12 protein-coding genes are annotated in these 15,344 nt (G+C 60.8%); 7 read left to right on the top strand and 5 right to left on the bottom strand.

The window, feature by feature from the left end; translation table 11 throughout:
* Positions 1–126 precede the first annotated feature (126 nt).
* The 6 genes from NWI_RS13770 to NWI_RS13745 all read left to right on the top strand — a co-directional run bounded on the left by NWI_RS13770 (position 127) and on the right by NWI_RS13745 (position 7,667).
* The gene (locus tag NWI_RS13770; RefSeq protein WP_011315854.1) at positions 127–1,203 is read left to right on the top strand and encodes a multicopper oxidase domain-containing protein; all 1,077 of its coding nucleotides are present in this window, start codon (positions 127–129) and stop codon (positions 1,201–1,203) included.
* Between the two features lie 23 nt (positions 1,204–1,226).
* Complete coding sequence (locus NWI_RS13765; RefSeq protein ID WP_011315853.1) at positions 1,227–1,904, top strand: c-type cytochrome; 678 nt, start codon at positions 1,227–1,229, stop codon at positions 1,902–1,904.
* Positions 1,904–2,260: a c-type cytochrome gene (locus NWI_RS13760; protein ID WP_011315852.1), complete on the top strand. Its 357-nt coding sequence runs from the start codon at positions 1,904–1,906 to the stop codon at positions 2,258–2,260. The genes NWI_RS13765 and NWI_RS13760 overlap by 1 nt, the downstream gene beginning before the upstream one ends.
* A gap of 46 nt (positions 2,261–2,306) precedes the next feature.
* A complete protein-coding gene (locus NWI_RS13755; protein ID WP_041345128.1) occupies positions 2,307–3,257 on the top strand; it encodes a multicopper oxidase domain-containing protein in 951 nt (316 codons plus the stop codon).
* Between the two features lie 511 nt (positions 3,258–3,768).
* Positions 3,769–5,619 carry a putative bifunctional diguanylate cyclase/phosphodiesterase gene (locus NWI_RS13750; RefSeq protein ID WP_041345658.1) on the top strand — a complete coding sequence of 617 codons (1,851 nt, stop codon included), beginning with the start codon at positions 3,769–3,771 and terminating at the stop codon, positions 5,617–5,619.
* A gap of 254 nt (positions 5,620–5,873) precedes the next feature.
* The gene (locus NWI_RS13745) at positions 5,874–7,667 is read left to right on the top strand and encodes a glycoside hydrolase family 15 protein (RefSeq protein ID WP_041345657.1); all 1,794 of its coding nucleotides are present in this window, start codon (positions 5,874–5,876) and stop codon (positions 7,665–7,667) included.
* A gap of 222 nt (positions 7,668–7,889) precedes the next feature.
* Here the strand turns inward: NWI_RS13745 and NWI_RS13740 are convergent, their stop codons facing one another.
* The 5 genes from NWI_RS13740 to NWI_RS13720 all read right to left on the bottom strand — a co-directional run bounded on the left by NWI_RS13740 (position 7,890) and on the right by NWI_RS13720 (position 14,783).
* The gene (locus tag NWI_RS13740) at positions 7,890–8,408 is read right to left on the bottom strand and encodes a gluconokinase (RefSeq protein WP_011315848.1); all 519 of its coding nucleotides are present in this window, start codon (positions 8,406–8,408) and stop codon (positions 7,890–7,892) included.
* Positions 8,405–9,145, bottom strand: coding sequence for a 6-phosphogluconolactonase (gene pgl / locus NWI_RS13735; RefSeq protein WP_049750585.1), 741 nt, complete (start codon positions 9,143–9,145; stop codon positions 8,405–8,407). The genes NWI_RS13740 and pgl overlap by 4 nt, the downstream gene beginning before the upstream one ends.
* Positions 9,142–10,656 carry a glucose-6-phosphate dehydrogenase gene (gene zwf, locus NWI_RS13730; RefSeq protein WP_011315846.1) on the bottom strand — a complete coding sequence of 505 codons (1,515 nt, stop codon included), beginning with the start codon at positions 10,654–10,656 and terminating at the stop codon, positions 9,142–9,144. Before zwf ends, pgl begins: the two co-directional genes overlap by 4 nt.
* Positions 10,653–11,669, bottom strand: a complete 1,017-nt coding sequence (gene gnd, locus NWI_RS13725; RefSeq protein WP_011315845.1) for a phosphogluconate dehydrogenase (NAD(+)-dependent, decarboxylating) — start codon at positions 11,667–11,669, stop codon at positions 10,653–10,655. Before gnd ends, zwf begins: the two co-directional genes overlap by 4 nt.
* 261 nt (positions 11,670–11,930) lie before the next feature.
* On the bottom strand, positions 11,931–14,783 hold the full coding sequence (locus NWI_RS13720; RefSeq protein ID WP_041345655.1) for a bifunctional transaldolase/phosoglucose isomerase: 2,853 nt from the start codon (positions 14,781–14,783) through the stop codon (positions 11,931–11,933).
* A 290-nt stretch (positions 14,784–15,073) separates the two neighbouring features.
* On the opposite strand from NWI_RS13720, the gene NWI_RS13715 reads away from it, so the two are divergent.
* Entirely contained in the window at positions 15,074–15,331 is a 258-nt protein-coding gene (locus NWI_RS13715; RefSeq protein ID WP_011315843.1) for a DUF6894 family protein, read from the top strand.
* Positions 15,332–15,344 lie beyond the last annotated feature (13 nt).

Raw genomic sequence — 15,344 nt, 5'->3', positions numbered from 1 at the left:
ATTCAGGCGTCATGATCACGACAACTGTTCAGTATCGGCGACTTCAGCGAGAGCAGGCGCCTGACGGATGAACGCTCCCGATCGCCTGTGCCTTGGTAGCGGTTTGTCTAAAAACATCAATCGAGAATGCATGTTATGCCCATGATCGTGCAATGCCGTGCGCTGCGCGCACGTCTCGCAAAAGTCATCTTCGCAGCAAGCGCCGCATTGTGCGCCGTGAGTCCGGGAGCGGCGCTTGCCGAGACGAGGCAGTTCTCGATGATCATCGAGGATACGATCCTCAAGCTCGTCGACAAGCAGACTTTCCATGTCTTCTCGTTCAACGGCCAGAGTCCCGGTCCGCTTTTCCACGTGAAGGAAGGCGATGACGTCGAGATCGAGGTCGAGAACCAGACCACATTGCCGCATACGATTCACTGGCACGGCCTGTATCAGCGCGGCACCTGGAAGCACGATGGCGTGCCGGATGTCACGCAGCCGGCGATTCCTCCGGGCGAGACCTTCACCTACCGCTTCAAGGCCGAGCCGTCCGGCACCATGTGGTATCACTGTCACGTCAACGTCAACGAGCATGTCGCCATGCGCGGCATGTGGGGTCCTTTCATCATCGATCCGAAGGACCCGCCGCCGGTCGAGAAGGAAGTCACCAAAGATTACATCATGATGTTCTCCAGCTGGACGTCGGCCTGGGCGAAGAAGCCCGGCTATGGCGGCGTCCCTGGCGACGTGCCGGATTTCTTCACCATCAACGGCAAGGCCTATCCGGACACCCAGCCGTTGCGGATCAAGGAGGGCGATGTGGTCCGCATCCGCCTGATCGGCGCCGGCGACGAACTGCATTCCATCCATATCCACGGCCATCTCTTCGAGGTTTACGCCAAGGATGGCCGGCCCCTCGCCAATCCCTACCTCGCCGACACCATCCTGTTCGGGCCGGGTGAGCGCTATGACCTGATCTTGCGCGCCGATAATCCCGGCATCTGGATGGTGCACGATCACATCGACAAGCACACCACGAACGGCAGTTCTCCGATGGGTGGCATGATGACCACCATCGAGTACGAGGAAATTCCGGTGAAGGAGCAGTCCTTCTACAAATGGAAGAACAAGGAGTTCGTGCCCGATTTCTATTACGAGGAATCGATGAAGAAGCCGCTCGACATGCACGAGAGCCCTGCCTTCAAGGGCGATCCAGCGCCCTGAACCCAATCGAAAGGAGAGTGGACATGAAAGGGCTTTTGCTCGCCGTCGCGGGACTGGCCGCGGCATTACTGGGCAGCGCAAGCGCCGCCGATAAACTTGATCCGAGCTGTTCCGGCTGTCATGCGCTGGCCAAGCCTGCCGACACGTCGCTGGACAGACTGCTGACCCGCAAGGGTCCCGACCTCTGGTTCGCGGGCAGCAAGTTCAAGAAGGAATGGCTGGTTGCCTGGTTGCAGGATCCCAAGCCGATCCGTCCCGCCGGCTATCCGTATTTCAAGACGGTCAAGAAGGGCGACAAGAACGACGTGCCCGATCCGTCCAAGATCGCTGCCCACCCGAAGCTCAAGAAAGCCGACGCCGAGGCTGCTACCGAGGCGCTGATGGCTTTGAAGGCTCCCGCCGATCTCGTCCCGGAAGGCATTTTCAAGGGGGAGATGAAAGGCGCGCGGATGGGGTCGCTCGCCTTCGTCAAGTTTCGCGGCTGCGTCGCCTGCCATCAGGGCGAGAAAGGCGAGGGAGGTCTTTCCGGGCCGCGGCTGACCGACGCCGGCGCGCGGCTGCAAGCGGACTTCATCGCCGCCTATACCGCCGATCCGCAGCGTTTCGATCCGCATATCTGGATGCCGACATCGAACCTGAAGGATCAGGATATCCAGCGGCTGACCGCATTTCTGGTTCAGTTGAGCCAAGGAGACAAGTGATGAAAACGCAAATGTTCGCGGTTTTCGCTGGTCTGGCCCTGCTGCTCGCGCCATCGACAAGCCGGGCCGATCAGTCGATCGAGCAGGTCTATGAGGTCTATTGCGTGCAGTGTCACGGCCTCCAGCGCAACGGCACCGGCGTCAACGTGCCCGCCCTTTCCGTGAAGCCGCGCGATCATACCGATGCGAAAAGCATGGGCGACACGCCGGATGACGAACTGTTCAAGGCCATCAAGGAAGGCGGGCTTGCCGTCAACAAGTCGGTGCTGATGCCGACCTGGGGTCACGTCCTGTCCGAGGATCAGATCAAGGGCCTCGTCAAATATCTGCGGCAGGTCTGCAAATGCGGCAAGTGAACTCAACGAGGAATCATACCAGGCCATGAAGGGGAGAAAGATTTCAATGACCACTGTACGTTTGAGGAATGGCGTCATCGCGGGGAGCGTGGCGGCCGTCATGATGCTTGCCGGCGCCGCGATCACCGCGGCCCAGGCCAAGACCGTCAAGATCGAACTGGTCGCCAAGGAAGTGACGGTCCCGCTCGATAATCAGGGCAACACCGTCGCTGCCTGGACCTTCAACGGTCAGGTCCCAGGTCCGATAATCCGGGCGACGGAAGGAGACACCATCGAGTTCACCTTGAAGAACGATGCCGCGAACAAGAAATCGCATTCGATCGACATGCACTCCGCGCGCTCGGATGTTCTGACGGATTTTGCGTCGATCAAGCCCGGCGAGACCAAGACCTTCTCCTACGTTCCGGAACACCCTGGCGTGTTCTTCTATCACTGCGGGTCAGATCCGATGATCCAGCACATCGCCCGCGGCATGTTCGGCGTGGTCATCATCGATCCGAAAGACCCCAACGCGATGCCCAAGGCGGACCGTGAGTATGTCCTGATCGAGCATCAGATCTTCGAGAATCCCGAAGACGTAGACAGCATGATGGCGAACAAGTGGAAGCGTAACGCCTTCAACGCCGTGCCATTCCAGTATGACCCCGTGCATGATGAACATGCCACGCAGACACTCGAGGCCAAGCCCGGCGAGCGCGTGCGCATCTATATGGTCAATGCCGGCCCCAACGAGTTTTCCGGATTTCATCCGATCGCCGGCATCTGGGACAGGATCTATCCCTCGGGCAATCCGAAGAACGTGATGGTCGGGATGCAGAACTATACCCTGGCGCCGGGCGACGCAGCGACCTTCGACCTCATCTCACCGAAGGAAGGCGCCTATGCGCTGGTGAATCATTCCATGCGCGCCGCGCTGACCGGCGGCATCGCGATTCTCATGATCAGTGACAAGGCTGATCCCTCGATGGGGCGTGGTGATAAGATTCTCGTCCGCTGACGGCAGACTGTGACGTGGAGCGTCCTCGGCGTTCCACGTCACGATTTCTTGAGTCTTTCCGCTTTTGGTAGCATCAGACGCGGCTCCATGATTTTGATTTGACGCGTTTTCCTCACGCGACCGGTGACCGCTTCGCTTGAAACGCTCCAGGACGCGAGATCGGACGGAACATGGATCGGGCATCCGCTTCAAGCGGCTGGATGCGGTCAACGGCCCGAATCTTCAGCCTGTGGTACTCTGATATTCTGCTCGTCTGGTCATTGCCGGGCTGGTCGGTAATCCGTTCACTTACTTGTAATGATGATCCGGTCTGATTTGAGTGGCTTTGCATTTGATGTGGAAAGTGCGGCCATGTTTATGCGTCGGATTTAACTAAACCTACAACGTGCCTGGTTATCTCTTGGGAAGGCAGAAGGTGGTGCCGTATGTGACCGCGACCGCCGTTGCTGCCAGCAAGAGCCTGAAAGTCCGGAAATTTCCCCTTTCAGACGCGATGAAGGTTGGGAAGTCCATGTCCGGCGCGCCCGAGCGAAGTGAGTTTTCCGTTATCGCTGGTGGGAGCGGACCGACACCTCCCGATGAGTCCGGGACCGGCCCGAATGACTGTGGTGTCGAAGCGGGCGACCCCTCGCGGGTGAATTTCCTCGCCGAGGTGGTCAGATTACTTCCGACAGCCGTGACGGTTCAGGACGAGCAGGGACATTTCGTGTTCGTGAATGCGGCCGCCGCGGCCCAGTTCAACGTGCCCGCGGGCGCTATCGTCGGAACCGGATCAGGCGCGCTGCTCCCCTCAAAAGAGTTGAACGATCGCGTCAATCTCGCGCGCGGGGTGCTGCAATCGGGGCGGATCCGGATATCCGAGGAACTCATTCGGACGGATCATACGACAAAGACCTATCTGACCACGCATGAGCCTGTCCGGATTTCGGACAGGAATCTCATGCTGTCGAGCTCGGTCGATATCAGCGGTCAGAAGGCTGTCGAGGAGGAGCTTTTTCGTTGTGCCTACTTTGACGATCTGACGGGTCTTCCGACCCGGCGCGTCATCGAGCAGCACGCCAACAGCCTCATCCGTGAGGGAGAACAACCCGTCAGGTTTGCGGTTGCTTTCCTTGACATCGACAATTTCAAGCACATCAACGACTATTACGGCCATGCATCCGGCGACGAGCTTCTGATCGAGGTTGCGAGGCGCCTGAGTTTCGGCCTTCGCGGCACCGATATGCTGTCTCGGATCAGCGGCGACGAGTTTCTGCTTCTGCTCAATCCGGTCCAAAGCGACGCCGAACTCGCCGACTATATTGGATTTTTGCTGCAGCGCCTCAAGGCGCCGTTCTTCATCGAGGGATCGGAGCTGTTCGCCTCCGCATCGATCGGGGTGAGCATTTATCCGGATCACGGCGACAGCTACGAGGTTCTGCGCCAGAACGCCGATACCGCCATGTATCACATCAAGAACGAAAAAAAGGGCGGCGCCGTCATCTTCGATTCCGGAATGCAGCGCGAGGCGCTGACGCGGATGGAGATCGAGCAGTCGCTGCGGCTTGCGATTCTCGACAAGCGGTTCTATTGCGCGTTCCAGCCCAAGGTCGACATCAGAACCCAGCAGGTCAGGGGCATCGAGGCGCTGGTTCGATTGCGCAATGATGACGGCGTCATCCAGGCGCCGGGAACGTTCGTCGATCTCGCGATTGAGCTCGGCCTGATCGACGAGTTGACGCATCTGGTTCTGGCCGAGATCATGAGGTCCATCGACCTCATCGACGAAAGGTTCGGCGCGGGCGTCAGCATCAGCATCAACGTCGCCGCCAAGCAGGCGGGAAACGTGGCCTTCATGACATCCTTCGCGCGCGCGCTGGAGAAAACCGGCTGCCCGGCGCGATTCGTCGTCGAGGTCACGGAAGATGCGTTCGTGGCGAAAACCCGTTTCCAGACGGAAATTCTGCCCGTCCTGCGAAGCTTGGGCGTCGGGATCTCCATCGATGACTTCGGTATCGGATATTCCTCGCTCTCGGCTCTGGCCGATATCACCGCTGACGAAATCAAGATCGACCGGTCATTCATCGTCGATATTCACAAGCGCCCGCGCAGCCAGGGTATTTTGAAGGCCATTGAATCTCTCGGTGATGCATTGGGAATGACGGTGATCGCGGAGGGCGTCGAGAAGTTCGAGGAACTCGCTTATTTGCAGGCAGCGACGCGGATCAAGTATGCGCAGGGTTTCTATTTCTCGGAGCCCGTCTTTCTCGAAGATCTCGAATCGGACAAGCGCGCGGTGAGCAAACGAAGCACGAGTTCGATTGGCCGTCCGCTGCAGGAGAACCGGCTGACTTATTCCCGCGCCACCGGCTACAGCCCCTAGAGTATGTGATCCGATCAAGTTGAATCGGAAAATGCTCTAGAAATAGTTGTCTGGTCGCATTTTCTTGCGGCGAACCGGTATCCACTTCGCCGGAAAATGCTCTAGAACATCGTTCTCCACTCGCAAGAGGTTGTTCTTCCGAAAACTCACCGGACGGGATGGCCAACCGCTCGCCGATGAATAATACTGACCGTTTCGTCATCCTGTTTCGGCTCGCGTCCTGTTTTCAGCTTTACCCGCCGAGATCTGCCAAATTGCCAAGCAGAATCGAAGACTACGGAATCATCGGCGACGGCGAGACCGTCGCGCTCGTCGACCGGACGGGATCGATCGACTGGCTTTGCTGGCCATGCTTCGATTCCGATGCCTGTTTTTCCGCCCTTCTGGGCGATGAGCGCAATGGCCATTGGCGGATCGCTCCTTCGGAAAAGATCGAGCATTCGAGCCATGGCTATCGCGGAGATGGCCTTATCCTCGAAACCCGCTTTGAGACGGCCGGCGGCGCGGTCACTTTGATCGACTTCATGCCGCCACGCGACACGGCGACCGATATCGTCCGCCTCGTCCGGGGGGACCGCGGTCGCGTGAGGATGCACATGGATTTGGTGATCCGGTTCGGTTTCGGAAAAGACGTGCCATGGGTCCGCCGTACCGAGGATCGGGCGCTGCTCGCCATCTGCGGGCCGGACATGCTGGTGCTGCGCACGCCGGTCGAGACGCGCGGCGAGAACATGACCACCGTCGCCGACTTCGAGGTCAGCGCAGGGCAGACGATCCCGTTCGTGATGGCCTACAGCGCATCGCATCTGGCCGTTCCAGCCCCGATCGATCCCGCGGCGGCACTGCGCGACACGGAGGCGTTCTGGCGCGACTGGTGCGGAAAGTTCGACTATGACGGTCCGTATCGTGATCTTGCGATGCGCTCCCTGGTTGCCCTGAAAGCCATGATCTATGCGCCCTCCGGCGGCATCGTCGCGGCGCCCACAACCTCGCTTCCCGAAAAGCTCGGCGGCGCGCGCAACTGGGACTACCGGTTCTGCTGGCTGCGCGACGCGACCTTCACGCTGCTCGCGCTGATGAACAGCGGCTATCACGACGAAGCTTCGGACTGGCACGACTGGCTGCTGAGATCGGTCGCCGGCTCGCCCGCAGACATGCAGATCATGTACGGCATCCTCGGGCAACGTCGCCTGACGGAATGGGAAGCCGACTGGCTGCCCGGCTATGAGGGCGCGCGGCCGGTCAGGATCGGAAACGCGGCCTATGCCCAGTTGCAGCTTGATGTCTTCGGCGAGTTGATGGACGCGTTCCACCAGTCGAGGGAGGCGAACCTCAAATTGCGTGAGCCGACCTGGGATCTGGAATGCCAGTTGCTCGAGCATCTCGGCCGGATCTGGAATGAAACGGATTCCGGCATCTGGGAGTTGAGGGGACCTGGCAAGCACTACGTCTCCTCGAAGGTGCTGGCCTGGGTGGCGTTCGACCGCGGCGTCAAGAGCGTGGAGCATTTCGGCTTTCACGGGCCGGTCGAGCGCTGGCGTGAACTGCGGGAGATGATTCATCGCGACGTCTGCGAAAAGGGTTTTGATCGCGAACAAAACACTTTCGTCGAATCCTACGGCTCGAAGCTGCTTGATGCCAGCACGCTTCTTATTCCATCGGTCGGCTTTCTGCCGGCTTCCGATCCCCGTGTCGCGGGAATGCTGGCGGCGGTGGAGCAGCACCTGATGCCGGACGGATTCGTGCTCAGGCACGATCCGCGCGCGGTGACGGACGAGCAGCCGCCGATCGAGGGAGCTTTTCTGGCCTGTACGCTATGGCTCGCCGACGCTTATGTGCTGCGCGGCGATATCGAGCGCGCCGAGGTGCTGCTGAAGCGGGTTGCGGGGGTAGCGAACGATCTTGGCCTGCTGTCGGAAGAGTACGATACGGTCGCCCGTCGCATGACCGGAAATTTCCCGCAGGCGTTGACCCATATTGCGCTGGTCAACACCATCCACAATCTCAACGCCGCCCGCAAGCCGGCGATGCAGCGGGCGAAGGCTTAGAGCCTTTCCGCTTCTGATAGAATCAGAAGCGGGGCTCTATGATTTTGTTTTGACGCGCTTTCTTGACGCGAACCGGCGTCCACTTTGCTCGAAAGCGCTATAGGGTCTGTTTCAACTGCGTTGAATCAGACCCGTCGCTTATCTTTTTGTTTTGAGCATGATCTTTTCCGAAAACCGGTACCCACTTTGCGCTGGCGCGGCCCTTCGGGGCGGGATCATGCTCTAATCGAGCGCGATGATGATGCGTTCAGTGATGTCTTTTATGGTCGCGTCGATGTCGACGACGATGGGCCGCTCATCCTCGGTCGGCTCCTCCAGTGTCGCGAACTGGCTCGCGAGCAGTCCCTGCGGCATGAAATGCTCGCTTCTCGTCTTGAGACGGCTCGCGATCAGGTCCTTGTCGCCGCGCAGGTAGATGATGCGGGTGTCGCTGCTGCCCTGCACGAGAATATCGCGATAGGCGCGCTTGAGCGCGGAGCAGGCCATGATCACGCTCGTGCCGTCTGCGCGCCTGCGGCCGATCTCGGCGGCGACGGCGCGCAGCCACGGCCGCCTGTCGTCATCGGTCAACGCAATGCCGTCGCGCATTTTATCGATACTGTTTTTTGCATGAAAGCGGTCGGCGTCCTCGACGATCCATCCCAGCCGCCGGCCCAGCGCGTCCGCGATGACGCTTTTACCCGATCCCGACACACCCATGACGATCAGCGCGCGAAAGGCGGCGCCTCCGCCCGCATTCATGCCGTCGATCCTGCGGCCGCGACATCGGTCAACCAGGTCGTGATGCCGTTGGAGCGAGCGCGCGTACCGGGCAGATCGGCGTCCGCCCTGACCTTCGAGAGGATGCCGCGCTTGGCTTCACCACTGACAAGAAACAGCATCTCGCGGGAGGAAGCCAGCGCCGGAAGCGTCAGGGTGACACGGGGCACGAGAGGCTCGACGGGCGCGCGGTCCACGCCGACAACCCATCGCTCGGTTTCGTCGAGCGCTCGATCTCCGGGAAACAACGAGGCGGTATGCCCGTCCGGTCCAAGCCCCATCAGGACAAGATCGAAAAGCGGCCTGGCTGGATCAAGTCGATCCGCTCCGTAAAACGCTTGCAGTTCGCGCTCGTAAAGCCGTGCCGCCGCATCCGGATCGGATGCGTCCGTTGGCATCGGATGGATATTGCCCGGCGGGGCGCAACGGTTCAGAAAAATCTCTCTCGCCATCGTCATGTTGTTGCGCTCGTCGCTTGCGCTCACGAAACGCTCGTCTCCTATGAACCAGTGAACGCGATCCCAGGCGATGCGCGAACGATAGCGCGGGCTTCCCAGCAGCGCATATAGCGCTTTCGGACCGGAACCCCCGGTCAGGCATATCGCCGGCCGCGTCGCATTTTCCGTAATCCGAAGGATGATACGTTCAGCGGCTTCGGTTGCGATCGCCTCGGCGTCCGGCAGCACCTGAAAGCCGCGGTCGGGTGCAGCGGATGTCATGTCAGCTCGCGCCATTGGTTGCCGTCCCGCGCCAGCAGGTCGTCGGCTTCACGCGGACCCTCGCTGCCCGCCTCGTAGCCGACCAACCCGTCGGCGCCGGCCTTCTTCCAGGCATCCAGGAACGGCTGCACCGCCTGCCAGCCGGCCTCCACGCCGTCCGCGCGCTGAAACAGGATGTTGTCTCCAGTCATGCAATCGTAGATCAGGGTTTCGTAGCCGGTGCTCGGCGCGGCGTGGAAGTAATCCTTGTAGCGGAATTTCATCTCGACGCCGTCGATCGAGATCGAGGGACCGGGCACCTTGGTGTTGAATTGCATGGTGATGCCTTCGGCCGGTTCGATGCCGATGACCAGATAGTTGTGCGACAACTGGTCCACGGGCGTGCAGCGAAACATCGCGAACGGCGCCTGCTTGAACTTGATGGCCACCTCGGTGCGCTTGAGGCCGAGCGCCTTTCCGGTTCGCAGGTAGAACGGAACGCCGGCCCATCGCCAGTTGTCGATGGTCAGCTTCAGCGCCGCATAGGTCTCGGTGGTGCTGTCGGGCTTGACGTTGGGGGCGCTGCGATAATCGACGACCGCCTCGCCGCCGACCTGCCCGGCGTGATATTGTCCGCGCACCGAATTTCTCAGCGCCTCCTCCGGCGTCTGCGTCTGGATCGCGGCCAGCACCTCCGCTTTCTGCGAACGCACCGAATGGGCTTCGAACCGCGTCGGCGGCTCCATCGTCACCAGCGACAGCAATTGGAACAGGTGGTTCGGCACCATGTCTCTCAGCGCTCCGGTGGCGTCGTAGAAACTGCCGCGATGTCCGACCGACAGTTTTTCCTCGACGGTGATCTGGATGTGGTCGATGTGGTTGCGATTCCAGATCGGTTCGAACATGCCGTTGGCGAAACGAAGAACGAGGATGTTCTGGACGGTCTCCTTGCCGAGATAGTGGTCGATCCGATAGATCTGATGTTCGTTGGCGAACTTGAGCAGCCTGGCGTTGAGCGATCTGGCGGATGCGAGATCGGTCCCGAACGGCTTTTCGACGACCAGGCGGCGCCATGTGCCGCTTGTCTCTCGCAGCAGCCCGACGCGGGCGAGTTGCTCCGCGATCGGCGCGAAGGCCGTTGGCGGCACGGCGAGATAGAACAGGCGGTTGCCGCAGGTCCCCGTTTTCGTCGCAAGTCCTTCACACACCCCGTTCAGAGCATCGAAAGAGGACGGATCGGAGGGATCGGCTTCGATGCACGTCAGGCAGTTGAGCACCTTTTCGGCGATGTCGATTTTGACGGGCCGCGTGGCGTGCCTCTTCAAACCCTCCATCAGGCTCTGCCGGAGATCCTGGTCCGACATCTGCTTGCGGACGACGCCGACAATGCAAAACGGCTCCGGCAGCAAGCCGGATTCGGCAAGATTGTAAAGCGCCGGAATGATCAGGCGATGGGTGAGATCGCCGGTGGCGCCGAAGATGACGAAGCAGCACGGCTCCGGTTTGCGCGGTATGTTGCTTGCGACCGTCATCGATTCGCGGTCCTTTCCTTTGTGGAGGGATCGGCTTCTCCGGGCTCCTTGTGTCCACCGAATCCTTCCCGCATCGCCGAGAGGATTTTCTCCGCGAAGGTATGTTGCTGACGCGAGCGAAATCGCGCGAACAGCGCCGCGGTCAGAACTTCGGCGGGAACGGCTTCATCGATGGCGGCGTTGACGGTCCAGCGGCCCTCGCCCGAGTCCGCGACAAATCCGGAGTAGGCTTCGAGGGTCTCGCTGCGGGCCAGCGCGGAAGCGGTGAGATCGAGCAGCCAGGATGAAATGACGCTGCCGCGACGCCAGACCTCGGCAATATCCGCGAGGTCGAGCTTGAATCGATGCTGTTCCGGCAGCGCGGGGACGTTCGCGTTCCTGAGTATGTCGAAACCTTCGGCATAGGCCTGCATCAGGCCGTATTCGATTCCGTTATGCACCATCTTGACGAAATGGCCGGAGCCGACGGGCCCGGTGTGGAGGTAGCCTTGCTCGACGCGCGGATCGCGGCCGTCCCGGCTCGGCGTTTTCGGAATGTCGCCGTGGCCCGGCGCCAGCGCCGCGAAAATCGGATCGAGACGATCAACCACCGCTCTCTCGCCCCCGATCATCATGCAATAGCCGCGCTCGAAGCCCCACACTCCGCCGCTGGTGCCGACATCGACATAATGGATGCCCTTCTCGCGCAGCGTTCCAGCGCGCCGGATATCGTCCTGCCAGAAGGTGTTGCCGCCGTCGATGATGACATCGTCGCCATCGAGCAGTCCGGCGATCGTCGCGATGGTGGATTCCGTCACCGCTCCGGCGGGCAGCATGATCCAGACCGCGCGCGGCTTTTCGAGCTTGCGGACGAAGTCTTCGAGATCAGTCGCGGCCGTGGCTCCTTCCGCGGCAAGCGCGGCGACGGCCTGCTCGCTGATGTCGTAGACGAAGGCGTGATGGCCTCCCTTTTTCATCAGACGGCGAACGATGTTGGCTCCCATCCGTCCCAGCCCGATCATGCCTATCTGCATTCGTCCGATTCCTTCTCCGGGCGCGGGCTCGTGGTCTCGATACTCCGCTCGCGGTCCCATTGTTCAGTGACGCTTGGGGAATCATGATGCTTGAGGATCAAGGGGGGGCGCAACACCTCGTATGTTTCGCGGCGGTTGGCGAACGAGAATCGTCGGACGAACGGACGGCGAGGGCAGGGGCCGGTTTAGCGCAGCTTGCGGAACCTTGGTTTCCTGGTGATGATCGAGGCAGCGTCACAATCCCACCCGTCATGGCTACGGTCACATCAGAGCCCGGCTGATCGCATCGTCGAGCCGCGACAAGCCTGATTTCAGGTTTCCCTTGAGATGAACGCGAAGCGCCCGTCGTCCCCGCCGCGTGAGCACATCGAAATCGCCGCGCGCCTGCGCAGCCTTGATGATGCTGAAGCTCATCTTCCGGCCGGGGATCTTCAAATCCCGTGGATCGTCGGCGGTGATCTGAAGGAAGACGCCGCTATCCGGACCGCCCTTGTAGGCTTGGCCAGTCGAATGCAGGAAGCGCGGGCCGAACTCGGCGCAGGTGGCGACTTTCTTCCGGTCGCGAACGGCGAGGCGCATCCGCTGCAGTTCGCCGATGTGGTCTTCATTGCGCGCGACATAGGCCAGCAAGGCGACATAATCGCCGGGTTCGGCGCGCGAAAGATGCGCCTTGAGCCAGGAGGACAACTCGCCGTCGGCGCCCTTTTCGCGCAACGCGCGCGCATTTTCGGCGTCGGTGTAGATATCGAAGCCGTTGGCGGAGATCGCCGGCTCTTCATCCGGAAGCCTGCCTGTCTTTTCGAAGGCCGACGTGAGTTCGCGAGTCCTGATCTTGGCCGCTTCGACGTCGGGTTGGTCGAACGGATTGATGCCGAGAACCGCGCCGGCGACCGCGGCCGCGATCTCGAAACGGAAGAACTCCTGACCGATCTGCTCGATCGAGTTCATCACGATGCGAACCACGGGATGTCCGGCGTTTTCGAGCGCGCGCAACTTTTCATCATGGGCGGCATCCTCTTCGTCCGCCGTGCGGATATCGATGAAGAAGCGGTCATCGCCGTAGAGGCTCGCATCGCCGAGCGGTTCCCCGTCGACCGGAATCAGGCCCTTGCCCTCCTTGCCGGTCGATTCGGCGATCAGCTGCTCGGCCCATGCGCCGAAATCAGCGATCTTCGGAGACGCCAGGATGGTGACCTTGTCGCGGCCTTCGCGTCCGGCAAGACCCATCGCCAATCCGAGCTGGACGCCGGGGTTGTCATGCGGCGGGACCTGGGCGCCACAGGATCGCACCATGACGAGTGCGCCCTCAAGCAATCCCGTCACATCGATTCCGGCCGTCGCCGCCGGAACCAGGCCGAAGGGAGACAGGATCGAATAGCGGCCGCCGATCTCGGGATCGCCGTGGAAGGTGCGCGCATAGCCGAGCCTTGCCGCCTCCGCGTCAAGCGAGGAGCCCGGATCGGTGATCGCGATGAAGCGGTGGCCAGCCTTGTCAGCGCCGATCGCCTTGGCCACCCGCGCGTGAAAATAGTCCTTCAGCGCGTTAGGTTCCGTCGTCCCGCCGGACTTGCTGGACACGATGAAGACGGTTCTCGCGATGTCGATCGCGGCTTCAAGCGAACGGATCTCGGCCGGATCGGTCGAGTCCAGCACATGGAGCTTCGGGAAACCCGCCGCCTTCGGAAAAGTCTTCGCCAGCACCTCCGGACCGAGGCTTGATCCGCCCATCCCGAGCACGACCGCGTCGGTGAATTTCTGCTTCTTCACCCGCCACGCATAGTCCTCGTAGTCAGCCGCCCGATCAAGCTCGGCGGCGGGACTCGTCAGCCAGCCCAGCCACTTGTCCTCGTCCGTGTTGGTCCACACGGACTTATCCTTTTGCCACAGCTTGCGGACGGCGCCGGCGGCTCGCCAGTCGTCCGCCTTCGCTTCAACGGATTTCGCGGTCGATGGATCGAGCGACAAGGTTTGCCGATCGATGGCGGAGCCGAGAATCTTTTCCCGCTTCCGGGCGACGGCGCCGAGCAGTTTGTCGGCCGCGTCCTCGAACAGCTTTACGCCTTCCGTCACGAGGTCCCGGGTGATCGCGTCGAGCGAAATTCCGGCGTCCGCGAGCGCGGCGAGCACCTGCCGCGCGTCATCGAGGTTTTCCTCCAGACTGTCCCGCAGTTCGCCGTGATCGCGAAAACCGTCAAGGGTCGCCGGTGGCACGGTATTGACCGTATCCGGGCCGATCAATTCCTCAATGTAGAGAACGTCGCGGTAGTCCTTGTTCTTGGTACCGGTCGAAGCCCATAGCAGCCGTTGCGGTCTGGCGCCTTCGGCCTCGAGCTTTTGCCAGTCTTCGCCTGCGAACAACTGCTTGTACTCCTGATAGGCGAGCTTGGCATTGGCGATCGCGACCTTGCCCTTGAGCGCGGCAAGACGCGCTTTCTCCGCGGGATCGTTGGCCTGCGCGATCTTTTCGTCGAGTTGCTTGTCGGCGGCGCTGTCGATCCGGCTGACGAAGAAGCTGGCGACGCTTGCGACATGCGCGGGGTCGCCGCCATTTCGGATATAGTTCTGAAGTCCGGCCAGATACGCCTCAGCCACTTCGACGTAAACCTTCTGCGAGAACAGCAGCGTGATGTTGACGCTGATTCCTTCCGAGATCAGTTGCTGGATCGCAGGCAGGCCGTTCGGCGTCGCCGGCACCTTGATCATCAGGTTTTTGCGATTGACCGACTTCCACAGCCTCCTGGCCTCGGCGATTGTCCCCTCGGTGTCGTTCGCAAGATATGGCGAGACCTCTAGGCTGACGAAACCGTCCGCGCCGTCGAGCCGGTCGTAGGCTGGCCGCAACACGTCGGCGGCGTGCTGGATGTCCTCTATCGCGAGCTGCTCGTAGAGATCGGCGACCGACCGGTCGCCCTTCTTCATCAGGCTGACGATAGCACTGTCATACTCGTCCGAACTTCCGATCGCTTTCTCGAAAATCGAGGGATTGGAGGTGACCCCGCGCAATCCATCGTTATCGACCAGCGTTTTCAGATCACCCTTGGTGATGAAACCGCGCGCAAGGAAATCGAGCCAGATGGCCTGGCCGTGGTTCTGGAGTTCTCTGACAGGATTCATGACGTTCTTCTCGGTTCGAGGACGCGCCGTTTGGAGAAATTCCATGCCCTTCGCAAGCCGCGCTGTGTCAACATGACGAAGAAAAGATGGCCTGATCAAGAGCAGGCCCCGTTGCTAACGTTTGAGGCGGAATATTGATCCGCTAGGAGGAATTATCAGGCGTTTGAAGCAGGACGGACGCAATTTTGCGACAAATAAAGCCTATTGCAGGGCGAGCCTGTCGTTCGATAAAGAACTAGTGGGAATGGCTGGCTGTAAAGTCCGGCTAGGCCGTCATTGGGTTCGCGTTCATGCCCCGATATTTCTTTAATACCCGCATCGGAAACGACCTGATACTCGATCCGGAAGGCGAGGAGTTGCGTGATCCCGATCATGCCTGGCGCGCCGCCCGGAAAACGATTCGCGAAATCCTCAAGTCCGACGGCGAACAGCGGGCGATTCTCAATGCGGTGCTGGAAGTGACCGACGCTACCGGCGAGATCGTGCTCGAATTTCCGTTCACCGAAGCGATCCTGAACCCCGTCGCCCGGTCTTCCACGCGGCATTGACCGGGCATGGGAT

Source organism: Nitrobacter winogradskyi Nb-255, from assembly GCF_000012725.1.
In the GTDB taxonomy this organism is placed as follows: domain Bacteria; phylum Pseudomonadota; class Alphaproteobacteria; order Rhizobiales; family Xanthobacteraceae; genus Nitrobacter; species Nitrobacter winogradskyi.
Note: the sequence above shows the minus strand (reverse complement) of the source record. Positions and strands in the feature narration are given on the sequence as shown.